This window comes from Pseudomonas syringae group sp. 247E2, from assembly GCF_032587795.1.
GTDB lineage: Bacteria > Pseudomonadota > Gammaproteobacteria > Pseudomonadales > Pseudomonadaceae > Aquipseudomonas > Aquipseudomonas amygdali.
Window position 1 is genome coordinate 62234 of record NZ_JAWHPK010000014.1, and the last position, 24538, is coordinate 86771.

A 24538-nucleotide genomic window follows, 5' to 3' on the forward strand; every position below is an offset into this window, starting at 1 on the left:
GGCGGGCGCGGGGGTGTTAGGATACTGATCCGTTTGCTTCAGAGACAGCCTTCACTGGCCGATTGCGAGTGAAACCTGTCTGAAACGCAGGTAAAGGTAGCGCTTCAAGCGGCCGTTGAGTGAACAAGAAGTCCTAAACGCAGTCTGTTTTGCATGTCAGAATTTTTCCGGGTCGCCCTCTGGCGCCCCGCAACCTTGAGATAGCCGTCCTCCATGTTTGGTTCCAACGACGACAAGAAGACCCCAGCCGAGGCTGGAGAGAAGAAAGGCCTGTTCGGATGGCTGCGCAAGAAACCGCAGCAAGCCGAGCCAGCGCCACAAGAATCATCCCCGACGCAACCCGATCCGGTCCACGACCCGGTTGTGACCACGCCGCAGGTTGAGCCTCCTGCTGCCTCGCAATCTGTACCCGAGAGCATCGTCGAGCCGGTTGCGCATTCGCAGCAAGGCCATGTCGAGCCAGGTGCGCCGTCGCCTCAGCCGTGGCTGACCTTGCCGGTAACCGAGGAGCCAGTGGCACTGAGTGACGAGCGCGAGCCGCACATCACCCCGCCAATTCCAGAGCAAAGTCAGGCTCATGCCATGCCCGAGCCGGTCGCAGCGCAACCTGTGGCTGATATCGTGCCGCTGAGTGTTCCCGAGCCGCTACTGGTTCAGCCTGTTCCAGAACCAGAACCCGTCGTGGCGCAGGCTGTGCCACAACCGGTAGCGCCTGTTCCGCAAGTGGTTCCTGCTCTGGCCCCTGCTCCGGTACAAGAGCCCGAAACCGGTAAGGTCGGCTTCTTTGCTCGCCTGAAGCAGGGGCTGTCGAAAACCAGCGCCAGCATCGGCGAAGGCATGGCCAGCCTGTTCCTGGGCAAGAAAGCCATCGATGATGACCTGCTGGAAGAAATCGAAACCCGTTTGCTGACCGCCGATGTCGGCGTTGAGGCCACATCGGTCATCATCAAGAGCCTGACTCAGAAGGTCGCGCGCAAACAGTTGACCGATGCTCAGGCGTTGTACACCTCGTTGCAGGGCGAACTGGCTGCGATGCTCAAGCCTGTCGAGCAGCCCTTGGTGATCAAGGCCGAGCACAAGCCGTTCGTGATTCTGGTGGTCGGCGTCAATGGTGCGGGCAAGACCACCACCATCGGCAAGCTGGCCAAGAAGCTGCAACTGGAAGGCAAGAAGGTCATGCTGGCCGCGGGCGACACGTTCCGCGCTGCAGCCGTCGAGCAATTGCAGGTCTGGGGTGAGCGTAATCACATACCGGTCATCGCTCAGCACACCGGTGCCGATTCCGCCTCGGTGATTTTCGATGCCGTGCAGGCCGCCAAGGCCCGTGGCATTGATGTGTTGATCGCCGACACCGCCGGTCGCCTGCACACCAAGGACAACCTGATGGAGGAGTTGAAGAAGGTTCGCCGCGTGATCGGCAAGCTGGACGCAGATGCTCCTCACGAAGTCCTGCTGGTCCTCGATGCGGGCACCGGGCAGAACGCTATCAATCAGGCCAAGCAATTCAACCAGACCGTCACGCTGACCGGGCTGGCGCTGACCAAGCTGGATGGCACAGCCAAAGGCGGCGTGATTTTCGCCCTGGCCAAGCAGTTCGGCTTGCCGATTCGCTATATCGGCGTTGGTGAAGGTATTGATGACTTGCGTACCTTCGAGGCCGAACCCTTTGTTCAGGCACTGTTTGCGGAGCGGGAGCGTCCATGATTCGATTCGAGCAGGTCGGTAAGCGCTACCCGAATGGACATGTCGGGTTGCATGAACTGAGCTTTCGAGTACGTCGCGGCGAGTTTTTGTTTGTCACTGGTCATTCCGGTGCCGGCAAAAGCACGCTGTTACGCCTGTTGCTGGCCATGGAGCGTCCAACTACCGGCAAACTGATGCTGGCCGGCCAGGACCTTGGGCAGATCAGCAACGCACAGATCCCGTTTCTGCGTCGTCAGATCGGCGTGGTGTTCCAGAATCACCAGTTGCTGTTCGATCGCACAGTGTTCAACAACATCGCGTTGCCCTTGCAGATCCTCGGTCTGTCCAAGCCCGAGATTGCCAAACGGGTCGATTCGGCCCTTGAGCGTGTGGCGCTGTCCGATAAGGCCGAGCTGTACCCCGGCGACCTGTCCACCGGTCAGCAACAGCGTGTCGGGATTGCTCGCGCCATTGTCCATCGCCCGGCCTTGCTGCTGGCCGATGAACCGACCGGTAACCTCGACCCACGTCTGGCGGCGGAAATCATGGGCGTGTTTGAAGATATCAACCGACTGGGGACCAGCGTGCTGATCGCCAGTCACGACCTTGCATTGATTGCCCGCATGCGCCATCGCATGTTGACCCTGCAACGCGGTCGTCTGATCGGTGACGGGGAGGCCGGAGTATGAGTGCTACACGCAGCCCCAAGGTGTCCGAACGCGTTGCGCCCAAGGCCGCCGATCCAGTGCCGCCGAAAAAGAAAAAGCAGCGTCACGACCATGATGATGACGGTCCGGATTTCAGTGCGTTGTTGTCGGCGTGGCTGGAAAGCCATCGCTCCAGTCTGCTGGACAGCCTGCGACGTCTGGGAAAACAACCGATTGGCAGTTTCTTTACCTGTCTGGTGATGGCGATTGCCTTGAGCTTGCCGATGGGACTGTCATTGCTACTGAGCAATGTCGAGCGTCTGGGTGGTTCATGGCAGCGTGCGGCGCAGATTTCCATCTACCTGAAGCTGGATGCCAATACTGCTGATGGCACTCGCTTGCGCGATGAAATCAAGTCGATGCCCGGTGTGGCAGATGCCGAGTACATCAGCAGCGAGCAGGCATTGGGTGAATTCAAGCAACAGTCCGGTCTGGGCGAGGCGCTCAAGGAATTGCCAGAGAACCCGCTTCCAGGCGTGGTGCTGGTAACGCCGGATGAAGTGGACAAACCTGCGCTGGAAGCCTTGCGCACGCGGTTGGCAGAACTGCCTAAAGTCGAGCAGGCGCAACTGGATCTGGTCTGGGTCGAAAGGCTGGCCGCGATCCTCAAGCTGGGTGACCGATTCGTTTTCGGCTTGACGGTTTTGCTTGTCTCAGCTTTGCTGTTAGTAATTGGTAACACAATTCGTCTACATATTGAAAACCGCCGTATCGAAATCGAAGTCATCAAGCTGGTGGGCGGTACTGACAGCTACGTGCGCAGACCCTTCCTTTATATGGGCGCGCTGTACGGTTTAGGGGCAGGTATCCTGTCCTGGGGCGTTCTGGCTTATGGCCTGAACTGGCTGAACGGTGCGGTCGTCGGGCTGGCAGGTCTCTATGGAAGCGACTTTGCGCTGGCAGGTGTTCCGATGGGTGATGGTCTTTCGCTCTTGCTTGGAGCGGTTCTGTTAGGGTATATCGGTGCCTGGATTGCGGTCGCTCGTCACTTGCGTGAGCTGGCGCCCCGTTAGAGGCAAATTTTTCGTTCACCAGACTGGCTTCTGAAAATCAAGGAACTTGGTTAGCGGTTCCGGGTCAATCTGGCTATTGCTGAACTGCACATAACCTGTGCGCTGGAGGTTTTTTCGTATGACCACTTCTTTGCAACCTGCTTATGCTTTAGTCCCGGGTGCGAACCTTGAGGCCTATGTGCACACGGTCAACAGCATTCCCTTGCTGACGCCCGAGCAGGAGCGTGAACTGGCTGAAAGTCTCTACTATGAGCAGGATCTGGACGCGGCCCGACAAATGGTCCTCGCCCACCTGCGCTTTGTCGTGCACATCGCTCGCAGTTATTCGGGTTACGGTCTGGCTCAGGCTGACCTGATTCAGGAAGGTAACGTTGGTCTGATGAAGGCCGTGAAGCGTTTCAACCCCGAAATGGGCGTGCGTCTGGTGTCCTTTGCCGTGCACTGGATCAAGGCCGAAATTCACGAGTTCATCCTGCGTAACTGGCGCATCGTCAAGGTCGCCACCACCAAGGCGCAGCGCAAGCTGTTCTTCAACCTGCGCAGCCAGAAGAAGCGTCTGGCCTGGCTGAACAACGACGAGGTGCATCGCGTCGCTGAAAGCCTTGGCGTCGAGCCGCGTGAAGTCCGTGAGATGGAAAGCCGTCTGACCGGCCATGACATGGCGTTCGATCCGGCAGCCGAAGCGGATGACGACAGTGCGTTTCAGTCACCAGCCAATTATCTGGAAGACCACCGCTACGATCCGGCGCGTCAACTGGAAGATTCCGACTGGACTGACAACTCCACCGCCAACCTGCATCAGGCGCTGGACGTGCTGGACGAACGCAGCCGCGACATCCTCTACCAGCGCTGGCTGGCAGAAGAAAAAGCCACGCTGCACGACCTGGCGCAGAAGTACAACGTCTCCGCCGAGCGTATTCGTCAGCTGGAAAAAAGCGCGATGAACAAGCTCAAGACGTCGATAGCTGCGTAAGGCTACCCGGTGACGAAAAAACGCCCCGAGATGATCGGGGCGTTTTTGTTTGTGTACCAGCTATCGTGCGTTGCTCCGCGTCACGAACCGCATTCCCACGCTGGAGCGTAGGGAACGATAATCTCAATATCGCATACAGCTCTGGACGCTCTGCGTCCTCTTCGCGACGCAATCACCACCGACGGCTGCTATTGAGTCCCTGCAAATACTCATCCCCACCCAACTGACGCATTTGCTGACGAATCCAGCCGGCGCGACGCGAGACGTAGCTGCTCGGGTGGCTGGCGCTCCACTCGCGCGGGTTGGGGAGGACGGCGGCGAGGTAGCTGGCCTGCTGTACAGAAAGCGCGCTGGCGTTGGTGCGGAAGTGATGTTGCGCTGCTGCCTGCGCGCCGAATACGCCTTCGTCCCATTCGACGCTGTTCAGGTACACCTCAAGGATGCGCTCCTTGGACCACAGCAGCTCGATGAGCATAGTGAACCACGCCTCCAGCCCTTTGCGCAGGTAGCTGCGACCGGACCACAGGAACAGGTTTTTCGACACCTGCTGGCTAAGCGTACTGGCGCCACGGATCGAGCCGCCGCGCTCGTTATGCAGGATGGCCGCTTGAATGGCGTCGACGTCGAAACCCCAATGCTCGGCGAATTTCTGATCCTCGCCGGCAATGACCGCAATTTTAAGGTTGTCGGAGATCCTGTCCCACGGTTCCCAGTCGCGTTGCAGGTCGATAGGCTCGCCGTCGACCCAGGATTCGACCTTGCGTTCGACCATCAGCGCGGTGCCTGGTGGCGGTACCCAGCGCAGAACCAGAACCACGAGAACACTGCCTGCGGCGAACCACAGCAGGGCTTTGACGAAGCGACGAAGGATAAACTGCAGCATAGAGATGGCTTGGCCGAACCCGTTGAGCGGGCCATTATACAGACCGTGCGCCTTTCGACGATTTTTCACTGGAGTTCCTGATGCTTCGTAGCTTTTTGATGCTTGCTGCCTTCTTCGGCTTCACGGGTGTGGCGTTGGGCGCATTTGCCGCCCACGGTCTCAAGGAACGCCTGAGTGCCGAGTACCTGGCGGTGTTCCATACGGGTGTGCTTTACCAACTGATCCACGCGCTGGCCCTGCTCGGTGTGGCGATACTGGCGACGCACATCCCCGGGCGTCTCGTCACCTGGGCCGGATTCTCGTTCGCTATCGGCATACTGCTGTTCTCCGGCAGCCTGTACGCGCTCACCCTGACCGGCATCGGCAAGCTGGGCATCATCACCCCGTTCGGTGGTCTGGCCTTTCTGTTTGGCTGGTCGATGCTGGGGCTGGCGGCCTGGAGGCTGGGTTCGCCTCCTTGAACATCTGCTCACCTGGAGGCCAGCCGCGCTTGAGACGAATGGCGTGGCTTTGCCTTGGTCATACCGGCTGATCGGGCTAGAATGCTGGCCCCCCAAAAATGATGGCTGCTCTCGCATGCACATTCAGTTGAACGGTGAACCCTTTGAATTGCCCGATGGCGAAACCGTCGCGGCATTATTGACCCGCCTGGACCTTGCCGGACGCCGGGTTGCGGTGGAACTGAACCTGGATATCGTGCCGCGCAGTCAGCATGCGGCGACCGTCCTGAGTGAAGGCGATCAGGTCGAAGTGGTTCATGCCATTGGCGGTGGCTAGTTCGCAACCTGCACTTAGCCCAACCCCCATCTGCACGTTATGAGGATTTCCGATGAGCAATGTTCGCAGCGACAAGCCCTTCGTCCTGGCCGGTCGGACTTTCGAGTCGCGTCTGTTGGTAGGCACCGGCAAGTACATCGATATGGAACAGACCCGTCTGGCCATTGAAGCCTCGGGTGCCGAGATCGTGACTGTTGCCGTGCGTCGCACCAACCTCGGCCAGAACCCCGGCGAGCCGAACCTGCTGGATGTGCTGCCACCTGATCGCTACACCATCTTGCCGAACACCGCTGGCTGCTTCGATGCAACCGAGGCCGTGCGCACCTGCCGCCTGTCCCGCGAACTGCTCGACGGCCGCAATCTGGTCAAGCTCGAAGTGCTGGCCGACCAGAAAACCCTGTTTCCGAACGTCATCGAAACCCTCAAGGCCGCCGAGATACTGGTCAAGGACGGTTTCGACGTGATGGTCTACACCAGCGATGACCCGATCATCGCCCGCCAGCTGGCCGAAATCGGCTGCATCGCGATCATGCCGCTGGCCGGCCTTATCGGCAGCGGTCTGGGTATCTGCAACCCCTACAACCTGCAGATCATCCTTGAAGAAACCAAAGTGCCGGTGCTGGTCGATGCCGGTGTCGGCACTGCCTCCGACGCCACCATCGCGATGGAGCTGGGCTGTGAAGCCGTATTGATGAACTCGGCCATCGCCCATGCGCAGCAGCCGGTGATGATGGCCGAAGCCATGAAGCACGCTGTAATTGCCGGTCGTCTGGCGTACCTCGCCGGGCGCATGCCTCGAAAACTCTATGCCAGCGCATCTTCGCCGCTGGATGGCCTGATCAAGTAAGAGCCCGTTGATGACTGATTCGCACGTTCCGCACCCAGAGTCGCCTGCTGTCGAAGAAGGCGAAGAGCGCCCGCACCGCCGCATCAAGAGTTTCGTGATGCGTGCCGGTCGCATGACCGAAGGTCAGCAGCGCGGCCTCGATCAAGGTCTCCCCCTGTATGGCCTGTCGCTGACCGATGCGCCGGTGGATTTCGATCAGGTGTTCGGTCGCGCTGCGCCGCGCACGCTGGAAATCGGTTTCGGCATGGGCCACTCGTTGCTGGAAATGGCGGCAGCGGCTCCCGAGCACGATTTTATCGGTGTCGAGGTGCACTCCCCAGGCGTAGGCGCGCTGCTCAACGGTGTGCTGACCCAAGGGCTGACCAATGTGCGCGTCTACGATTGCGACGCCATTGAAGTGCTGAACCGCTGCGTCGCCGATAACAGCCTTGATCGCCTGATGCTGTTCTTCCCGGATCCGTGGCACAAGAGCCGTCACCACAAGCGCCGTATCGTGCAGCCGGAATTCGCCGCACTGGTGCGTAGCAAGCTCAAGGTTGGCGGTGTGTTTCACATGGCCACCGATTGGCGGCCTTACGCGGAATACATGCTGGAAGTGATGAGCGTAGCGCCTGGTTATCGCAATCAGGCTGAAGACAAGCAGTACGTACCGCGCCCTGCGGAACGGCCGATCACCAAGTTCGAGCGCCGTGGCGAGAAGCTCGGGCATGGCGTCTGGGATCTGAAGTTCGAGAAAGTCGACTGAGCGTGCTGATCGTGCCCGGTTACATGGGCACGATCACGCAGTATGAAGCCCGTTACTGAATCTCGTCCGGCTTGACGATCACCCAGTTCTTGTCCGCCGTGACCGGCAATTTCTCCTTGGCCTGAGCTTCGGCATTGTCCTTGATCATGCCATTGAGCTGGGTCATGTACTTGTCCTTGCGGTTGATCCACAAGTGCACGCCGCCCTTGCTCACGTCGACGCTGTGAAACAGCATGTAGCCGTCGCTGGTCGGGGTATCGCCGCCGACCAGAACCGGTTTTTTCCACTGGTCGATGTAGGTCAGAATCGCCGCCTGCTTGCCGGCCATCCAGGTCGCCGGGGTCCACAGATAAGGTGTCAGCTCCAGCCCCATGTTGCTTTTCGCATCGTATTTGCCTGCGGTGATCTGCTTGCGTGCGGTAGTCAGCTCACCGGTCTTGCGGTCTTTGAGCAGGGTGGTGACGCCTATCACGTTCTGCGGTTTGACGTTGTAGCCGTACTTGGGATCGGCGGCGACCATACGCACCAGCTCTTCGGACGCTGCGGTCATCACGTAGACCTCGATGCCGTTCTCCATCAGCTTGTTGTACAGCTCGGTCTGCCCGGTGAATACGCGCGGCGGCTCGACATTGAGTTGCTTGACCGTATCGCCGTCGTAATAGGTCGCCGGGATCGGCTTTTTCAGGGCCATCAGCTCATCGACATAGCCTTTGAGCTCCTGCAGGGTAAAGCCGGAAAAAACCTGCGCGACCCACGGGTAGCAAACCATGTCGTCTATTTCGCAAAGGCGATAGTAGTAGCTGAACAGGCTTTCCTTGTGCTCGGCGGTGTCTTTGAAGGGGATCAGTTTCAGCGAAGGGTCGAGCGTTTCGCGGGTAATCAGTCCTTTGTTTTCCATGTACGGCAGCAGCGACTCTTCAAGGTCGAAGCGGTAGCTGGTGTTGTCCATGTCGAAGACCGCATAGTTGCCCTTGTTGGCATTGGCGGCAATCATCGCGTCGAGTGCCTTGGCGGCAGGCTCGGGCCAGTGCTTCAATTCAGTGGCAGCAAAGGACTGACTGGCGAGCCCGGCACAGAGCGCTGCAACCAGCAGTTTTGGCGCGATTTTCATAGGCGATTTTCCCTTGTCATAAAAACGAAGGGACAAACCGTAACAAAATATTGTGAAGGCAAAAGTACGTCAGCGACCCGAAAAAGGCCAAAAGACGCCGTTTGCCCCTTTATTTGCGACAGTGAAACTAAAAGCGACACTTTTATTGCAGTTTTTCGTCAGCGACCTCAAATACGCCGAAAGACGCTTATCAGACGCGTTCCCAGACTTCAAAGTTGTAAGCAGGCTTGTCATCGACAGCCGCGTTCTCGGTATCGGACACCAGCGCCCATTGCGCCGTATCGATTTCTGGAAACCACGCGTCGCCATCAGGGCTCAGTGCCACGCGAGTCAGGTACAGGCGATCCGCCTCGGGAAGGCCCTGAGCATAAAGCTGCGCGCCGCCGATCAGCATCACCTCGTCGACACCCTGTTCCTTCGCCCATTGCTCGGCGCGCACGACTGCGGCATCCAGCGAAGGGAAGACTTCCGCGCCCTCGAGCTGCAAATCAGTCTGGCGGCTGACTACCAGGTTCAGGCGACCGGGCAGGGGGCGGCCCAGCGAATCCCAGGTCTTGCGACCCATGATGATCGGCTTGCCGAGCGTCGTGGCCTTGAAGTATTTGAAATCCCCCGGCAAATGCCAGGGCATGGAATTGTCGACGCCGATCACTCGGTTTTCACCAAGGGCGGCAATCAGGCTAAGGGGGAGATGAGTTTTCATGCGCCGAGGATATCAGAGGTCGCAGGGCAGGCGAATGAACTGACACGCACCGTGCTCAGTCCCATGACAGCGGTTATGCTCACCGCTGAATTCAATCAAGAGACACTGTGTGACTGCACTGACCCCACTCGATACCCTCTGGCTGACCGAAGCCGTGCGCCTGCGTGAACAACAGGCTGGCGCGCTGGATGATCAGGAAGCCAATCGCCGCGCCCGGGCGGCCGGAGGCGACCTGACTGCCCGTATCACCCATCGCGCCCTTGGGCTGGCACAGCGCGACGGCATGCTCGGCGCATTGCATCACTGGAAGCAGGGCGCGCGGTTGGCGTTGATTGCGCTTGCCGTATTCGCTGTCATCAGTGGCGCGGGCCTGGCCTTCGCCGCAATGGGCGACGGGCAGGCACCGGTCAATGTGTTCTGGGCGCTGGGCAGTCTGCTTGGGCTTAATCTGGTGCTGCTGGCTACCTGGGCGCTGGGCTTTATCTTCGCTGGCCGCAGCAACAGCGGGCTGGGCCGCTTATGGCTGTGGTTGAGTGAAAAGCTTGCCCGTGACGCCCAGGCTGCGCAACTTGCTCCGGCATTGGTTCTGCTGCTGCAACGCAAGCGTCTGAATCGCTGGGTGCTTGGCCTGGTGGTTCACAGCCTGTGGCTGCTCGCGCTGGTCAGTGCGCTGGTGGTGCTGTTGATGCTGATGGCGACCCGGCGCTACGGGTTTGTCTGGGAAACCACCATTTTGAGCAGCGACACGTTTGTCAGCCTGACTCAGACACTCAGTACCGTCCCGGCTTGGCTGGGCTTCAGTGTGCCGGACGAAGCCATGATTCGCGCCAGCGGCAATGCAGCGCTGAGTATCGAGAATGCACGCCAGGCCTGGGCTGCGTGGCTGGTGGGCGTGCTGCTGGTTTACGGCATTGTGCCGCGTCTGTTGCTGGCAGCGTTCTGCCTGTGGCGCTGGAAGCAGGGGAATGCGGGGCTGCGTCTCGATCTTGAGTTGCCCGAGTACCTTGAGCTGCGTGAACGATTGATGCCCAGCAGCGAGCGATTGGGCGTCAATGACGTCGAACCTGCCGCGCTGCATCAGATTCAGCCCGGCGTGGGTGCGTCCGACAGTAATGGCGCGTTGCTGGTGGCCATCGAGCTGGATGATCAACAAGTCTGGCCGCCAGAACTGCCGTCAGGCGTGGTCGATGCAGGCATTCTCGACAGCCGTGAGTCGCGCCACAAGCTGCTTGAACAACTGACTCACTATCCGCCTGCGCGCATGGTGGTCGCCTGCGATCCGCGCCGCTCACCGGATCGTGGCAGTCTGGCACTGATTGCCGAACTGGCGCGCAGCGCGGGGGCGACACGTGTATGGCTGTTGCCCGCGCCTGCCGGGCAGGTGCTCGATCTGGAGCGTCTGGGCGACTGGCACGCCGCGCTGGATCAGTTGCAATTGCCGCGCACAGACAGCGCGCCCTTGAACTGGCTGGAGACAGGCCATGACTGAAGCAGACAATGTCCGCGCCATCAAGCTGGCGGTGGTTGGCCACACCAATGTCGGCAAAACGTCGCTGCTGCGTACCCTGACCGGCGATGTCAGCTTCGGCGAAGTGTCTCACCGGCCCAGCACCACCCGCCATGTGGAAGGCGCCCGCCTGTCAGTGGACGGTCAGGCGCTGGTCGATCTGTACGACACGCCCGGCCTGGAGGACGCCATTGCGCTGCTCGATTACCTGGAGCGGCTTGATCGTCCCGGTGAACGTCTGGATGGCCCGGCGCGACTGGCGCGCTTTCTGGAGGGCAGTGAAGCACGCCAGCGCTTTGAGCAAGAGGCCAAGGTCATGCGCCAGTTGCTCGGCTCGGATGCTGGGCTGTATGTGATCGATGCGCGTGAACCGGTACTCGCCAAATACCGTGACGAGCTGGCAGTGCTGGCCAGCTGTGGCAAGCCGTTGCTGCCGGTGCTGAATTTCGTCAGTGCGCGCGAGCACCGGGAGCCGGAATGGCGAGAGGCGCTTTCACGCTTGGGTTTGCATGCATTGGTGCGTTTCGACAGCGTCGCACCGCCGGAAGATGGCGGTCGTCGTCTTTACGAAAGCCTGGCGCTGCTGCTGGAAAGCGCGCGGCCTCGGCTTGAGCGTTTGATTGAGGATCAGGAGAAACAACGTCGAGCCAGAAAACACAGCGCGGCGCGGCTTATCGCCGAACTGTTGATTGACTGTGCAGCGTGTCGGCGTAGCGTCGAGACCACTGCCGAGCAGGAACAGCAGGCTGTGGAAGCGTTGCGCAAGGCTGTTCGCCAGCGTGAGCAGCAATGTGTCGAGGCGCTGCTCAAGCTTTATGCGTTTCGCAAGGATGATGTGTCTACCAGCGATTTGCCGTTGATGGATGGCCGTTGGGGCGATGATCTGTTCAATCCGGAAACCCTCAGGTTGATGGGCGTGCGGGTTGGCGGCGGCGTGGCAGCCGGTGCGGCGGCCGGGGCAGGGGTCGATCTGATGGTCGGCGGCGTAACGCTTGGCGCTGCGGCTTTAGTCGGCGCAATTGCGGGCGGTGCCCTGTTGACGGCGCGCAGCTACGGCGGACGATTGCTGGGCAAGTTGAAGGGCCGCAGGGAATTGACGGTGGACGATGCAGTGCTGCGCCTTCTCGCACTGCGACAGGGGCACTTGTTGCTGGCATTGGGAGTGAGAGGCCACGCGGCCATTCACCGCATGGAATTGACCACGCCGCAGGACAAAACCTGGCGCAAAGGCAAAATCCCCGAGCCGCTCACCCGTGCCCGCGCCCACCCGCAATGGTCAACACTCAATCCGCACGCCAAACCGAATCAGGCTGAGCGGCAGGAAGCGATTGATCAGCTGGCGGATGTGGTTTTGCAGGATTGACTGTTCCAGCGCTGAAGACCGGACGCAGAGCGTCCTAGAACGGCATGCGACGCGGAGCGTCGCACGATAGTTGAGGTTATCGTTCCTCACGCTCTACCGTAGGAATGCCGTTGCGTCACAGGTCTGTGCAGCGCCACGGCCCCAAGACTGGACGCGGAGCGTCGCACGATAGTTGAGGATGAAGCTGAGCACGATAGTTGAGATATCGTTCCTCACGCTCCAGCGTGGGAATGCCGTGGGTGACGCTCCGCGTCACAAATCTGCGCCTTGACGCATCCTCCGGAACCCCCGCATTCAGGCGCTTTTCAGCTTGCCGTTTGCCGGCGAAAACCTGCCGATTATTTTTTATTGATTGATCGTTCAATAAAAAATCTTTAGACTGGCCTCACCGTTTTGGTACAACGATCATTGCAGACACCCGGGAGAATCGCGCCAATGCCCAAGGTCGGAATGCAACCCATCCGCCGCCAACAACTGATCCAGGCCACGCTCACAGCGGTCGATCAGGTCGGTATGGGCGACGCCAGCATTGCTCTGATTGCGCGACTGGCGGGCGTGTCCAACGGCATCATCAGTCACTATTTTCAGGACAAGAACGGCCTGATCGCCGCCACGATGCGGCATCTGATGAACGCCTTGATCCAGAACGTCCGCGAACGTCGGCAGGCGCTGACCGAAGACAGCCCAAGGGCTCATCTGCAAGTGATCATCGAAGGTAACTTCGACGCCAGTCAGGTCAGCGGCCCGGCCATGAAAACCTGGCTGGCCTTCTGGGCGACCAGCATGCATCACCCTTCGCTGCACCGATTGCAGCGTATCAACGACCACCGTTTGTATTCGAACCTGTGCTGTCAGTTCCGCCGTACCTTGCCACTGGAACAGGCACGCAGCGCCGCCCGCGGGCTTGCTGCCCTGATAGATGGGCTGTGGCTGAGAGGCGCGCTGTCAGGCGATGCATTCGACACCGAGCAAGCGCAACGGATTGCTTACGAGTACATGGATTTCCAATTGGCGAAATCGGCGAGCTGAGGCTTTCGAAGCCCCTTACCGAACGACTGTAAAAGCCTGTTGCCGAACGAACCCGGCACACTGAAATCAGTCATCGCCCCCCACTGAATTTGCGAGGACTTTATGGCCCGTTTTGAACTGCAGAAACTTTACATCGATGGCGGTTACGTCGATGCCAGCAACACTGAAACCTTCGATGCCATCAACCCGGCGAACGGCGAAGTACTGGCGCAGATCCAGCGCGCCGGCAAGGACGATGTCGAGCGCGCAGTCGTCGCCGCCGAAAAGGGCCAGAAAATCTGGGCGGCCATGACCGCCGTCGAGCGTTCGCGCATCCTGCGCCGTGCCGTCGACATCCTGCGTGAGCGCAACGATGAACTGGCCGCTCTGGAAACACTGGACACCGGCAAGGCCATCTCCGAAACCCGCTACGTGGACATCGTGACCGGCGCTGACGTACTGGAATACTACGCAGGCTTGGTGCCTGCCATCCAAGGCGAACAGATCCCGCTGCGTGATTCCTCTTTCGTTTACACCCGCCGAGAGCCGCTGGGTGTGGTTGCAGGCATCGGTGCGTGGAACTACCCGATCCAGATCGCCCTGTGGAAATCCGCACCGGCGCTGGCCGCGGGTAACGCGATGATCTTCAAGCCGAGTGAAGTCACCTCGCTGACCACCCTGAAGCTGGCAGAAATCTACACCGAAGCTGGCGTGCCAAATGGCGTGTTCAATGTGCTGACCGGTAGCGGTCGCGAAGTCGGCACCTGGATCACCGAGCACCCGCGCATCGAGAAAGTCTCGTTCACCGGCGGCACCGACACCGGCAAAAAAGTCATGGCCAGTGCCTCAAGCTCGTCGCTCAAGGAAGTGACCATGGAGCTGGGCGGCAAGTCGCCGCTGATCGTGTTTGACGACGCTGATCTGGACCGTGCTGCCGACATCGCAATGATGGCCAACTTTTACAGTTCCGGTCAGGTCTGCACCAACGGCACCCGCGTGTTCGTGCCGAACGCTCTGAAAGCCGAGTTCGAAGCGAAAATCCTTGAGCGTGTGAAGCGTATTCGCGCCGGTAACCCGGAAGACGAAAACATCAACTTCGGCCCGCTGGTCAGCTTCGAGCATATGGAAAGCGTGCTGGGCTACATCGCCAAGGGCAAAGAGCAGGGCGCACGCCTGTTGTGCGGCGGTGATCGTCTGACCGGTGGTGTGTTCGACAAGGGCGCTTTTGTTGCGCCAACCGTGTTCACCGACTGCACCGACGACATGACCATCGTGCGTGAAGAAATCTTCGGCCCGGTAATGAGCATCCTCGGCTACGACACCGAAGACGAAGTGGTGCGCCGCGCCAACGACACCGACTTCGGTCTGGCCGCAGGCATCGTGACTCGCGACCTGAACCGCGCACACCGCGTGATTCATCTGCTGGAAGCCGGTATCTGCTGGATCAACGCCTGGGGCGAGTCGGCGGCACAAATGCCGGTCGGCGGTTACAAGCAATCGGGTGTTGGTCGTGAGAACGGCATCAGCTCGCTGGCGCAGTACACGCGGATCAAGTCGGTACAGATCGAACTGGGCGACTACGCCTCGGTTTTCTAAACACGCTTCAAGTGGCACGCGGCAAACCTCAAGCAGACGCAATCAAAAGTGGTTTGCCGCACCCCATTTTCACAAGTATCGCCTCGCTGCTTCTGCTTGCAGCCAAGGCTTGAGACTTGCAGCTCTATGAGGGAGCCTCTATGACGACTCAATCCGAATACGACTACATCATCATTGGTGCCGGCTCTGCCGGTAATACCCTGGCAGCCCGTCTCACCGAAGACGCAGGCGTCACTGTTCTGCTGCTCGAAGCCGGTGGCCCGGACTACCGTCTGGATTTCCGTACCCAGATGCCAGCCGCTCTGGCATTCCCGCTGCAGGGCCGCCGTTATAACTGGGCCTACGAGACCGAGCCAGAGCCACACATGAACAACCGCCGCATGGAATGCGGTCGTGGTAAAGGCCTGGGCGGTTCGTCGCTCATCAACGGCATGTGCTACATCCGCGGCAACGCGATGGACTATGACGGCTGGGCCAAAGAGCCGGGCCTTGAAGACTGGAGCTACCTCGATTGCCTGCCGTACTTCCGCAAGGCCGAGACGCGTGACATCGGCCCGAATGACTACCACGGTGGTGAAGGTCCGGTCAGCGTGACCACGCCCAAGGCAGGCAACAATCCGCTGTTCCACGCGATGGTCGAGGCGGGCGTGCAAGCCGGTTTCCCGCGCACTGACGACCTCAACGGTTATCAGCAGGAAGGTTTCGGTCCGATGGACCGCACCGTGACGCCTAACGGTCGTCGCGCCAGTACCGCCCGTGGTTATCTGGACGAAGCGAAGAAGCGCTCGACCCTGACCATCGTCACTCACGCGCTGACCGATCGCATTCTGTTCGAAGGCAAGCGTGCCGTCGGCGTGGCGTACCTGGTAGGTGACAGCGACACCCGCATCCAGGCCCGTGCCCGCAAGGAAGTGCTGCTGTGTGGCGGCGCGATCGCTTCGCCACAGATTCTCCAGCGTTCCGGCGTCGGCCCGGCCGAAGTGCTGAACAAGCTGGATATTCCGGTGGTTCATGACCTGCCGGGCGTTGGCCAGAACCTTCAGGATCACCTGGAGATGTACCTGCAGTACGCCTGCACCCAACCGGTGTCGCTGTACCCTTCGCTGAAGTGGTGGAACCAGCCTGCCATCGGTGCAGAGTGGATGTTCCTCGGCACCGGTATCGGTGCGAGCAACCAGTTTGAAGCCGGTGGTTTCATTCGCTCCAGCGAAGCGTTCGAATGGCCGAACATTCAGTACCACTTCCTGCCGGTCGCGATTAACTACAACGGCACCAAGGGCGTTCAGGAACACGGCTTCCAGGCTCACGTCGGCTCCATGCGTTCGCCGAGCCGTGGTCGTGTGCAGGTCAAATCCAAAGACCCGCGCGAGTACCCGAGCATCCTGTTCAACTACATGTCCAGTGAGCAGGACTGGCAGGAGTTTCGCGATGGTATCCGCCTGACTCGCGAGATCATGCAGCAACCGGCTCTGGACCCGTACCGTGGCCGCGAAATCAGCCCCGGTATCGATGTGCAGTCTGATGAAGCGCTGGATCAGTTCGTGCGCGAGCATGCTGAAACGGCTTATCACCCGTCCTGCTCGTGCAAGATGGGCACCGACGAGATGGCCGTTGTCGACGGTCAGGGCCGTGTGCATGGCCTGCAAAGCCTGCGCGTAGTCGATGCCTCGATCATGCCGATCATCACCACCGGTAACCTGAATGCACCGACAATCATGATCGCCGAGAAAATCGCCGACAAGATCCGCGGTCGTCAGCCCCTGCCACGCAGCACCGCCGACTACTTCGTTGCAGGCGACAAACCTGCACGTGGCAAGCCGCTGCGCGAAATCAGCCACCAGGCCTGATCTGACGACGGGCGTCCTCCCTGGACGCCTTTCGTTGTGCATGCTCCAGCGTGAATGCATTTCACACTGGAGCATCGGCACGATAGTTACAGGATTCTCGTTCCTCACGCTGCAGCGTGGGAATGCATTTCCCGACGCTCCGCGTTGCAATGGACGCGGAGCATTGGTACGAGCGCCAACTCGATTCAGACCCTCCTCCCGACAGACGCGAATTGCCACCATCTCTGCGCTCTGCCACAATCGCGAATGATTCTCTTTAGTTAGATCTTTCTCATCGAGGCTATTCGTGTCGTCAGTCCCAAGCACTCATAGCGAGATTGTTGGCGCGCTGTATCGCGATCATCGTGGTTGGCTGCTGGCCTGGCTCAGACGTAATGTCGCCTGTCCACAGCGTGCTCAGGATTTGAGTCAGGACACGTTCGTGCGTTTGCTCGGGCGACAGGAATTGCTGACGCCCAGAGAGCCTCGAGCGTTCCTGGCGGCCGTTGCCAAGGGACTGATGTTCGACTACTTCCGCCGCGCTGCGCTGGAGCAGGCTTATCTCGGGGAGTTGATGCAGGTTCCCGAGGCCGAGCAGCCTTCGCCGGAAGAGCAGATGCTGATTCTGGAAGACCTCAAAGCGATCGACCGTATGCTGGGCAGCCTCTCCAGCAAAGCACGGGCAGCCTTTCTGTACAGTCGACTCGACGGGCTGAGCCACGGCGAAATTGCCGAGCGGCTGGGCGTCTCGGTTTCGCGCGTCAGGCAATACCTGGCTCAAGCCATGCGTCAGTGCTATGTGGCGCTCTACGGTGAGCCGACATGAACACCAGGCCGGTATCCGCTCATGTTCTGGACGCCGCGATCCAGTGGCAATTGAACATGGATGGCAGCAGCGGCAATGACGCTGAGCTTGCTCGCTGGCTGGCCGCCGACGAAGAGCATGCCAGGGCCTGGAGCCAGTTGGGCATGGTCAATCAGCGTTTTGCCTTGCCAGCAGGTCCGGCGCGCAAGGCATTGCAGCAATCGCCTGGTGCCCAGCGGCATAGCTTGCGCAAGCTTGGCGGCGGTCTGGTCGGCGTGTTCATGGCGTTGGGGCTGGCATTGTTCGTCGGCGACCGCTACCTGCCGATAGATTACTGGCTTGCCGATCAGCGCACCGCCACCGGTGAACAGCGTGACGTGCATCTGGCGGACAACACCCTGATTCGCCTTAACACCCACAGCGCGATTGATGTGCGCTTCGATGCGCAGCAACGTCGGGTGATTCTGCAGGACGGCGAAATAATGGTGCAGACCGGCAATCATGACGATCCGCGTCCCTTCATCGTCGAAACTGCGGATGGCAAAATGCGCGCCCTGGGTACGCGCTTTCTGGTCCGTCGCGAGCCAGACGGAACACTGCTCAGCGTGCTGCAATCAGCGGTTGCCGCCAATGCGCGCAATGCGTCCGGTGAACAGGTTCTGCGCGAGGGCCAGCAGGTTCTCCTCACGCGCAATGGCCTTGGCCCGTTGCTCAGCATGCCTTCCGGCGTCGACGCCTGGACGCGCGGCATGTTGGTGGTGGACAACGCCCGGCTGGCGGACATGCTTGCTGAACTGGGTCGTTACCGTACAGGCCATCTGGGTGTCGACTCGACCGTGGCTGATCTGCGTATTACCGGCACATTCCCGCTGGCCGACACTGACCTGGCGCTCAAGGCGTTGTTGCCGACCTTACCCGTGCAGATCGAACAACACACCGCGTGGTGGGTCACTGTGCTGGCCAGGGATGAGCAGGCCAGCAGCAATCCGGCAAAACTCTGAAACATACCTCTTCATGCCTGCACCGGATCGCCCTGACACTTTTCCGGTTTCGAGCGGCTTAGTCTTACAAGTCATTTCGGGGGCACGCTCGGTTTTGCGTCCCTTCGCCTGTGGATAAACCATGAAAAGCCAAACCGTGCGCCGTTGGTCCATCGTGCATACCTGGAGCAGCCTGATTTGCACCCTGTTTTTGTTGATGCTCGCGGTTACAGGACTGCCGTTGATCTTCCATCATGAAATCGATCACCTGCTGGGCGACGCCCCGCAGTACCAGGAGATGCCTGCCGACACGCCGCATCTGAACCTGGAGCAACTGGCCAGGGCCGCCGAAGCGCATCGCCCCGGCGAGGTGATGCAGTATTTCGGCTGGGACGACGAAGACCCCAATGGCGTGATGGCCATCACCGCGGCAACCGCAGGTACCGAGCCCAACTCATCGCATACCTTCGCCCTTGATGCACGCACCGGTGAAGCGCTGGAAATGCCTTCTGCCAATGGCGGCTTCATGATGGTCATGCTGCGCCTGCACGTAGACATGTACGCCAACCTGCCCGGCAAATTGCTGCTGGCGTTCATGGGTTTGCTGTTTGTGGTGGCGATTGTTTCCGGGACCGTGTTGTATGCGCCGTTCATGCGCAAGCTGGAGTTCGGCCAGGTGCGGGTCAATAAATCCAGGCGTACGCGTTGGCTGGACCTGCACAACCTGATCGGCGTAGTGACATTGACCTGGGCGCTGGTTGTGGGCGTGACGGGGGTGATCAGTGCCTGTGCCGATCTGCTGATTGCCTCCTGGCGCAATGATGCGCTGGCCACCATGATCGCCCCTTACAAGGACGCGCCGCCATTGACCCAGCGCGCCCCGGCGACTCGATTGCTGGAAATTGCCGAATCCGCTGCGCCCGGCATGCAGGCCGATTTCATCGCTTTCCCCGGCACGCGCTTCTCCAGCGAGCATCATTACGCGGTGTTCCTCAAAGGCAACACGCACTTGACTGCGCACCTGGCCACGCCAGTGCTGATCGACGCGCAGACGCTGCAAGTCACGGCCGTGGTCGAGCGTCCCTGGTACATGGATGCATTGGGTATGTCGCAGCCTCTGCATTTCGGTGATTACGGCGGCATGCCGATGAAGATTCTCTGGGCGGTACTGGATGTGCTGACCATCATTGTGCTCGGCAGCGGGGTGTACCTGTGGTGGGTGAGACGGCGTGCCACGCGCTCGGTGAGCGTGATTCGCGCTCAGGCGGCGCAATGAGTTCCAGGCCATCGGGATTCTGGAAGACCTTTGCGATACCCGCCTTGATAGCGCTGCTTATCGGCGTCGACTTGTTCGCCGCGCTGCTGGGGGATGGCTGGTGGGATACGCTGGCGTGGCTGGGCATGGGGACGGCTGCCCTGTTGAGCATCAAGGGCTTGCTGGTGCGGCGCGGCTGATTGAAACGCTCATTGCAGGCGCGTCACAGGCTGACTAGTCTAGGATCCTGTCTCATTCGAGGAACACCCATGTCAGCGCCCACGATGACGTTGTACTTCAACGCCGCCTCGCCTTTTGCCCGCAAGGTGATGGTGATGCTTCATGAAACCGCTCAGCTCGACCGCGTCGAGTTGCAGACCACAGTGCTGACGCCGGTCAGCCCGTCTGCCGAGCTCAATGAAGACAACCCGGCCGGCAAACTTCCCGCGCTAAGGCTGGCTGACGGTAATGTCATTCATGACAGCCGGGTGATTCTTGATTTTCTCGACCACCAGCACGTGGGCCTGCCACTGATCCCCCGGGAAGGCTCGGCACGCTGGAGGCGCCTGACCCTGGCTTCGCTGGCCGATGCGGTGTTGGATGCAGCGGTAATGATCCGCTACGAAACTGCCTTGCGTCCGCAGGAAAAACACTGGGACCAGTGGCTGGACAACCAGCAGCAGAAGATTGAACGCTCGCTGCATTACTTCGAAAGCGATGCGGTCACCGAGCTCAGCACATCCTTTGATGTCGCATCGATCAGCGTCGCCGTGGCGCTCGGTTATCTGGACTTTCGCCAGCCGGATCTGAACTGGCGCAGCATTTATCCGCGACTGGCCGCCTGGTATCTGGACGTCAGTCAACGCCCTTCGATGATCGCGACCCTGCCGCCAGTTTGAGTCAATCTGCGCCGCGCCGCGCCGCACAGTCAAGATAGGACTCGGAGCGTCCTGAACGGCATACCCACGCGGAGCATGGGCACGATGGTGTTCTCGCGTGCGGCTATCGTTCCTCACGCTCCAGCGTGGGAATGCCGTGGGTGACGCTCTGCGTCACAAATCTGCGCCGCGCCACGCCCTCAAGACCGGACGCGGAGCGTCCAGAACGGCATGCGACGCGGAGCGTCGCACGATAGTCAGGAAGAAGCATGAGCACGATAGACGCCTCAGCAATCAGGCTCATCAGCAGTGTAGCGGCGGGCCGGATTAACCGCTGCGTCGAACTCGCGCAGCGCCTTGGCACCGATCAGTAGCGGGAAGTTGAAGTGGCTGCGGTCGACCAGATTGACTTCGACCGTGCGCTTCTTGTTTCCCAGGCACAGTTCCAGGTCTACAACAGGACGCTTGGCAGGGTTGATGCCTTCGTCGTCTTCGTCATCACCTTCTGCACGCCCTTTGATCTTGCTGATCCGCGACACCTTGTGCTCATACACCTTGTTGTCGGCGCCCTTGGTTGCCAGACGGAATCGCACCCAGTCATCGCCATCACGCTGGAACAGCTCGATGTCCTTGGCCGACAGTGAAGCAGTCAGTGCGCCGGTGTCCATCTTGGCCTTGAAGGTCTGGTCTACGTCCAGAACCTTGATGTTCTCGTAGCGGCCATACAGCGTCGGTTCAGCAGCCATGACCGGCAGGGCCAGCAACGACAATAGCGCCAGGATTGGTTTCACGTGAGAGGTTCCTCGCAATGGTCAGCGCCTGATTGGCGCGCGTTTTTAGACAGCGAACCTGCAGTAGGTTCGCCAGCAAGAGTGTCAGGCCAGCATAAGTGCCCGGACGTGAAACATTTGTAAGCACCTGTGTAATTGGCGTAAAACGCGTGGGTCTTTATTATTGCCGCCCCTGAACCTTCAAGAGTCCGCCATGCGCCGTCTGCTCACCGGCTGTTTTGTTGCTTTGTTGTTACTGATCAATACGCTGGTATTGATAGGTCCGTTATTGGTTTTTGCCTTGCTCAAGCTGCTGTTCAGAGGCCGAATGCGCGATCACTGTTCAGTCGCCGTTATGTGGATTGCCGAAACCTGGGCCGAGATCGACAAGGTCATCTTCGCCACCTGCATACCGACGCAATGGGATATTCGTGGCGATGAGGGCTTGCGCGGTGATACTTCGTATCTGGTCATCAGCAATCATCAGTCGTGGGTGGATATTCCCGCGCTGGTCCAGGCACTCAACCGGCGCACGCCCTTCTTCAAGTTTTTCCTGAAAAAAGAACTGATCTGGGTGCCCCTGCTGGGCCTGGCGTGGTGGGGGCTGGATTACCCGTTCATGAAGCGCTACAGCAAGGCGTTTCTGGCGAAGCACCCGGAACTGAAGGGCAAGGATCTGGAAATCACCAAGGCCGCCTGCGAGCTGTTCAAGCGTCAGCCAGTGACCATCGTCAACTATCTGGAAGGCACGCGCTTTACTCCGGGCAAACATGCGACTCAAGCATCGCCCTATACCCATCTGCTCAAGCCCAAGGCCGGTGGCGTCGCATTCGTGCTGGCTGCCATGGGCGAGCAACTGGACGCCATTCTCGATGTCACCGTGGTCTATCCGGGTTCAGGCATTCCGGGGTTCTGGGACATGCTGTGCGGGCGGGTGCCCAAGGTGATTGTCGACATCAAAACCCGTGAAATGGACCCGGCACTGTGGCAGGGCGATTACGAGAACGATCCGGTGTTTCGCGAGAAAATCCAGAGCTGGGTCAACCAGCTCTGGGTGGAGAAAGATGCGCGTATTGCGGCGTTGCGGCTTGAATCAGCTGCCGGAACCCCATAACCCACTCAGGCTCTGCAACGCCGAACCGCTGGCACCTTGCTGCCCGAGGTATTGCAGAATCAGCGGGGCAAACTGGCTGACCATCGTGCTGTCCATGCCCAGTGCCTTGAAGGCGTTATTCACATCACCCATGCTCTGCACGTTGCCCAGTGCGCTGTTGAGCATCGAGTTATCGCCGGACTTGCCACCGAGCAGGCTGCCCAGTGCGTTTGCGCCTCCCAGGCTGTCCAGTGCGGAGGTGCCGGACATCTGCTCCAGGCCGGGAACCGATTTGGCCAACTGCGAATAATCGGTGCTGGTCAGCTTGTTCTTCGCCAGCCCGAGCAATGCGCCTGTTCCGCCAACGGCTTGTTCAGGGGTGACATTGAGCTGGGTGCCAAGGGTATTAAGCAGTCCTGCGACTTCAGGGGCCGCTGTGGCTTTCTGATTGCCACTCGTGGCATTGGAAACCGCATTTGCGGCGTCATTCAGATTGAAGGCAAACACCGGGCTTGCAGCCAGTGCCATCAACGTTACCAAAGCCATACCGCGTGCAGTTTTCATTGCGTCACCCTTATCAAACCTGAACCGCCCATGAGTGGGCGGTAAAGCAGACGGTTTGACTGTGAGCAACAGAGACTTGTTCCCAACGCGCTGAAGACAGGCAGTTATTTCATTTGCCTGAATCGGCTCTGGCAGACGAGATGGGCTCCCTAGCATTTCTGCTAGCTGTGCAGCACGAGATCACACGCCCAGAATTACGGTTCTATCATCGATTGCCGCAGGTGATGTTCATGTCTTCTGCCAGCCCTGTAGTGCTCTGCACTTACCATTACGACGCAACGGATCGCTTGGCCGACTGCTCGCCTGCGGCGCAGGGGAGCGCCCGGTTCTTTTATCAGCAGAATCGCTTGGCGACGCAAATTCAGGGGCAGATACAGCACACGCTTCTGCGTACGGACGAGCATTTGCTGGCTCACCTGAGTGTGGAAAACAACCAGAACGATTGTCTGTTACTGGCGACGGACCAACAGCAGTCCGTGATCGCGGCACAGGGTTTGGCGTTTGCTTATACGCCTTACGGCCATCGTTACCCTTCAGGTCCCGCAAGCCTGCCGGGCTTTACCGGCCAGCGGCTTGACCCGATTACAGGGCATTATTTGCTGGGCAATGGGTACAGGGCTTTTAATCCGGTGTTGATGAGGTTCAATAGTCCGGACAGTTTGAGCCCGTTTGGCGAGGGCGGGTTGAATGCGTATGCGTATTGTGAGGAGGACCCGGTTAATCGGGTTGATCCGGGCGGACATTGGCCAACGTTTTTAATGAACATTTTGAAAAGAGCAAGCAGTGTGAAAAAGCGCTTACTTGGTCGAAACGGTAGCCAGGATTCTCTATCTTCCCCGTTGCTTGATCCTGTCGAGAGTTTCGGGTCCACACAGGTAACTACTTCAACTAACTCGGTGAGCTCGCATATGTCTGCATCTGGTATTATCGATAGGTCACAATTTGTTGCCCCACCACCCCGCCCTCCCAAGAAAGGACTGCCGAGCAATGTCCCACCGCCCATCCCTCCAAAGAAAGGGCCGCCCAGCAATGCTCCACCATTCGTTCCTGCTCGAAAAAGTTACCTGAGGATAGAAGGTGAAGATGTAGACATTCATGAAGCTAAAAGACGGCGTGATGAACTGGTCCTGACAAATGAATCATATATTGGTAGAGGTGATTTTGTACCGTATGCTGTAAAGAATAATCTTGACTATTATAGACGTGCGGTTGAGCGTCTTAGAGGTGGCAATGGCACTATCGAGAAGCGGGCGGGCGCGTCAAATCGATTCCGATAATGGCCAACCACCCAGTTGGTTAAAGGGGTAGGCGGAGCGCCTTTTAACCATGACGCTGATAATAAGTTTTGTTGTGTTTAAGTCACGCCCATCAATGAGTGAAGGGCGCTTCGGTCTGTGCGCCGGCATGACTGTGTTCAGCGCCTTTCGGCCTGGCACCTAGTAGTTCTGCTA

The 24538-nt window shown here is 59.4% G+C and carries 25 protein-coding genes; 20 read left to right on the forward strand and 5 right to left on the reverse strand.

Going from position 1 to position 24538, the window contains the following annotated elements:
• Nucleotides 1-213 precede the first annotated feature (213 nt).
• From ftsY to rpoH, 4 genes are all read left to right on the forward strand, one after another.
• The gene (gene ftsY / locus RYC18_RS14410) at nt 214-1704 is read left to right on the forward strand and encodes a signal recognition particle-docking protein FtsY (protein WP_316886326.1); all 1491 of its coding nucleotides are present in this window, start codon (nt 214-216) and stop codon (nt 1702-1704) included.
• The gene (gene ftsE, locus RYC18_RS14415) at nt 1701-2372 is read left to right on the forward strand and encodes a cell division ATP-binding protein FtsE (protein ID WP_002555631.1); all 672 of its coding nucleotides are present in this window, start codon (nt 1701-1703) and stop codon (nt 2370-2372) included. Before ftsY ends, ftsE begins: the two co-directional genes overlap by 4 nt.
• Complete coding sequence (gene ftsX / locus RYC18_RS14420; RefSeq protein WP_316886333.1) at nt 2369-3403, forward strand: permease-like cell division protein FtsX; 1035 nt, start codon at nt 2369-2371, stop codon at nt 3401-3403. Before ftsE ends, ftsX begins: the two co-directional genes overlap by 4 nt.
• Before the next feature lie 118 nt (nt 3404-3521).
• A complete protein-coding gene (gene rpoH / locus RYC18_RS14425; protein ID WP_002555629.1) occupies nt 3522-4376 on the forward strand; it encodes an RNA polymerase sigma factor RpoH in 855 nt (284 codons plus the stop codon).
• Between the two features lie 172 nt (nt 4377-4548).
• Here the strand turns inward: rpoH and mtgA are convergent, their stop codons facing one another.
• Nucleotides 4549-5259, reverse strand: a complete 711-nt coding sequence (mtgA, locus tag RYC18_RS14430) for a monofunctional biosynthetic peptidoglycan transglycosylase (protein ID WP_057404993.1) — start codon at nt 5257-5259, stop codon at nt 4549-4551.
• 80 nt (nt 5260-5339) lie between these two features.
• Here mtgA and RYC18_RS14435 point away from each other — a divergent pair, with 80 nt between their 5' ends.
• The 4 genes from RYC18_RS14435 (at nt 5340) to trmB (ending at nt 7628) form a co-directional block, all read left to right on the forward strand.
• The gene (locus tag RYC18_RS14435) at nt 5340-5720 is read left to right on the forward strand and encodes a DUF423 domain-containing protein (protein ID WP_005781198.1); all 381 of its coding nucleotides are present in this window, start codon (nt 5340-5342) and stop codon (nt 5718-5720) included.
• 115 nt (nt 5721-5835) lie between these two features.
• Nucleotides 5836-6036, forward strand: a complete 201-nt coding sequence (thiS, locus tag RYC18_RS14440; protein WP_003372514.1) for a sulfur carrier protein ThiS — start codon at nt 5836-5838, stop codon at nt 6034-6036.
• 52 nt (nt 6037-6088) lie between these two features.
• Entirely contained in the window at nt 6089-6883 is a 795-nt protein-coding gene (locus tag RYC18_RS14445) for a thiazole synthase (protein WP_003304387.1), read from the forward strand.
• 97 nt (nt 6884-6980) lie between these two features.
• Nucleotides 6981-7628: a tRNA (guanosine(46)-N7)-methyltransferase TrmB gene (gene trmB / locus RYC18_RS14450; RefSeq protein WP_316886437.1), complete on the forward strand. Its 648-nt coding sequence runs from the start codon at nt 6981-6983 to the stop codon at nt 7626-7628.
• Between the two features lie 52 nt (nt 7629-7680).
• Here the strand turns inward: trmB and RYC18_RS14455 are convergent, their stop codons facing one another.
• Nucleotides 7681-8739 (reverse strand): haloacid dehalogenase-like hydrolase, encoded by a 1059-nt coding sequence (locus RYC18_RS14455; protein WP_316886344.1) that lies wholly within the window; start codon nt 8737-8739, stop codon nt 7681-7683.
• Nucleotides 8740-8929: 190 nt separating this feature from the next.
• Complete coding sequence (locus tag RYC18_RS14460) at nt 8930-9442, reverse strand: dihydrofolate reductase (RefSeq protein ID WP_005781189.1); 513 nt, start codon at nt 9440-9442, stop codon at nt 8930-8932.
• Nucleotides 9443-9551: 109 nt separating this feature from the next.
• On the opposite strand from RYC18_RS14460, the gene RYC18_RS14465 reads away from it, so the two are divergent.
• The 10 genes from RYC18_RS14465 to RYC18_RS14510 all read left to right on the forward strand — a co-directional run bounded on the left by RYC18_RS14465 (nt 9552) and on the right by RYC18_RS14510 (nt 20681).
• Nucleotides 9552-10931, forward strand: coding sequence for a DUF2868 domain-containing protein (locus tag RYC18_RS14465; protein ID WP_316886347.1), 1380 nt, complete (start codon nt 9552-9554; stop codon nt 10929-10931).
• Complete coding sequence (locus tag RYC18_RS14470) at nt 10924-12312, forward strand: GTPase/DUF3482 domain-containing protein (protein ID WP_057423325.1); 1389 nt, start codon at nt 10924-10926, stop codon at nt 12310-12312. Before RYC18_RS14465 ends, RYC18_RS14470 begins: the two co-directional genes overlap by 8 nt.
• A 435-nt stretch (nt 12313-12747) precedes the next feature.
• Nucleotides 12748-13341, forward strand: coding sequence for a transcriptional regulator BetI (gene betI, locus RYC18_RS14475; RefSeq protein ID WP_002555619.1), 594 nt, complete (start codon nt 12748-12750; stop codon nt 13339-13341).
• Between the two features lie 102 nt (nt 13342-13443).
• A complete protein-coding gene (gene betB, locus RYC18_RS14480) occupies nt 13444-14916 on the forward strand; it encodes a betaine-aldehyde dehydrogenase (protein ID WP_316886353.1) in 1473 nt (490 codons plus the stop codon).
• A gap of 140 nt (nt 14917-15056) precedes the next feature.
• On the forward strand, nt 15057-16763 hold the full coding sequence (gene betA, locus RYC18_RS14485; protein WP_005758134.1) for a choline dehydrogenase: 1707 nt from the start codon (nt 15057-15059) through the stop codon (nt 16761-16763).
• Nucleotides 16764-17049: 286 nt separating this feature from the next.
• Nucleotides 17050-17568 (forward strand): RNA polymerase sigma factor, encoded by a 519-nt coding sequence (locus tag RYC18_RS14490; RefSeq protein ID WP_002555616.1) that lies wholly within the window; start codon nt 17050-17052, stop codon nt 17566-17568.
• Nucleotides 17565-18548, forward strand: a complete 984-nt coding sequence (locus RYC18_RS14495; protein ID WP_005781175.1) for a FecR domain-containing protein — start codon at nt 17565-17567, stop codon at nt 18546-18548. Before RYC18_RS14490 ends, RYC18_RS14495 begins: the two co-directional genes overlap by 4 nt.
• 121 nt (nt 18549-18669) lie before the next feature.
• Complete coding sequence (locus tag RYC18_RS14500; protein ID WP_010194796.1) at nt 18670-19803, forward strand: PepSY-associated TM helix domain-containing protein; 1134 nt, start codon at nt 18670-18672, stop codon at nt 19801-19803.
• A complete protein-coding gene (locus RYC18_RS14505) occupies nt 19800-19982 on the forward strand; it encodes a hypothetical protein (protein WP_316886361.1) in 183 nt (60 codons plus the stop codon). Before RYC18_RS14500 ends, RYC18_RS14505 begins: the two co-directional genes overlap by 4 nt.
• A 69-nt stretch (nt 19983-20051) precedes the next feature.
• Nucleotides 20052-20681 carry a glutathione S-transferase family protein gene (locus RYC18_RS14510; protein ID WP_057404979.1) on the forward strand — a complete coding sequence of 210 codons (630 nt, stop codon included), beginning with the start codon at nt 20052-20054 and terminating at the stop codon, nt 20679-20681.
• 266 nt (nt 20682-20947) lie between these two features.
• On the opposite strand, the gene RYC18_RS14515 is transcribed toward RYC18_RS14510, so the two are convergent.
• Nucleotides 20948-21451, reverse strand: coding sequence for an ATP-dependent zinc protease (locus tag RYC18_RS14515; RefSeq protein WP_005735042.1), 504 nt, complete (start codon nt 21449-21451; stop codon nt 20948-20950).
• Nucleotides 21452-21644: 193 nt separating this feature from the next.
• Here RYC18_RS14515 and RYC18_RS14520 point away from each other — a divergent pair, with 193 nt between their 5' ends.
• Nucleotides 21645-22544: an acyltransferase gene (locus RYC18_RS14520; protein WP_005781164.1), complete on the forward strand. Its 900-nt coding sequence runs from the start codon at nt 21645-21647 to the stop codon at nt 22542-22544.
• On the opposite strand, the gene RYC18_RS14525 is transcribed toward RYC18_RS14520, so the two are convergent.
• On the reverse strand, nt 22524-23087 hold the full coding sequence (locus RYC18_RS14525) for a DUF2780 domain-containing protein (protein ID WP_004654797.1): 564 nt from the start codon (nt 23085-23087) through the stop codon (nt 22524-22526). The two genes, RYC18_RS14520 and RYC18_RS14525, sit on opposite strands and share 21 nt — an antisense overlap.
• A gap of 230 nt (nt 23088-23317) precedes the next feature.
• Here RYC18_RS14525 and RYC18_RS14530 point away from each other — a divergent pair, with 230 nt between their 5' ends.
• Complete coding sequence (locus RYC18_RS14530; RefSeq protein ID WP_044295362.1) at nt 23318-24364, forward strand: RHS repeat-associated core domain-containing protein; 1047 nt, start codon at nt 23318-23320, stop codon at nt 24362-24364.
• The last annotated feature ends 174 nt before the right edge of the window (nt 24365-24538 follow it).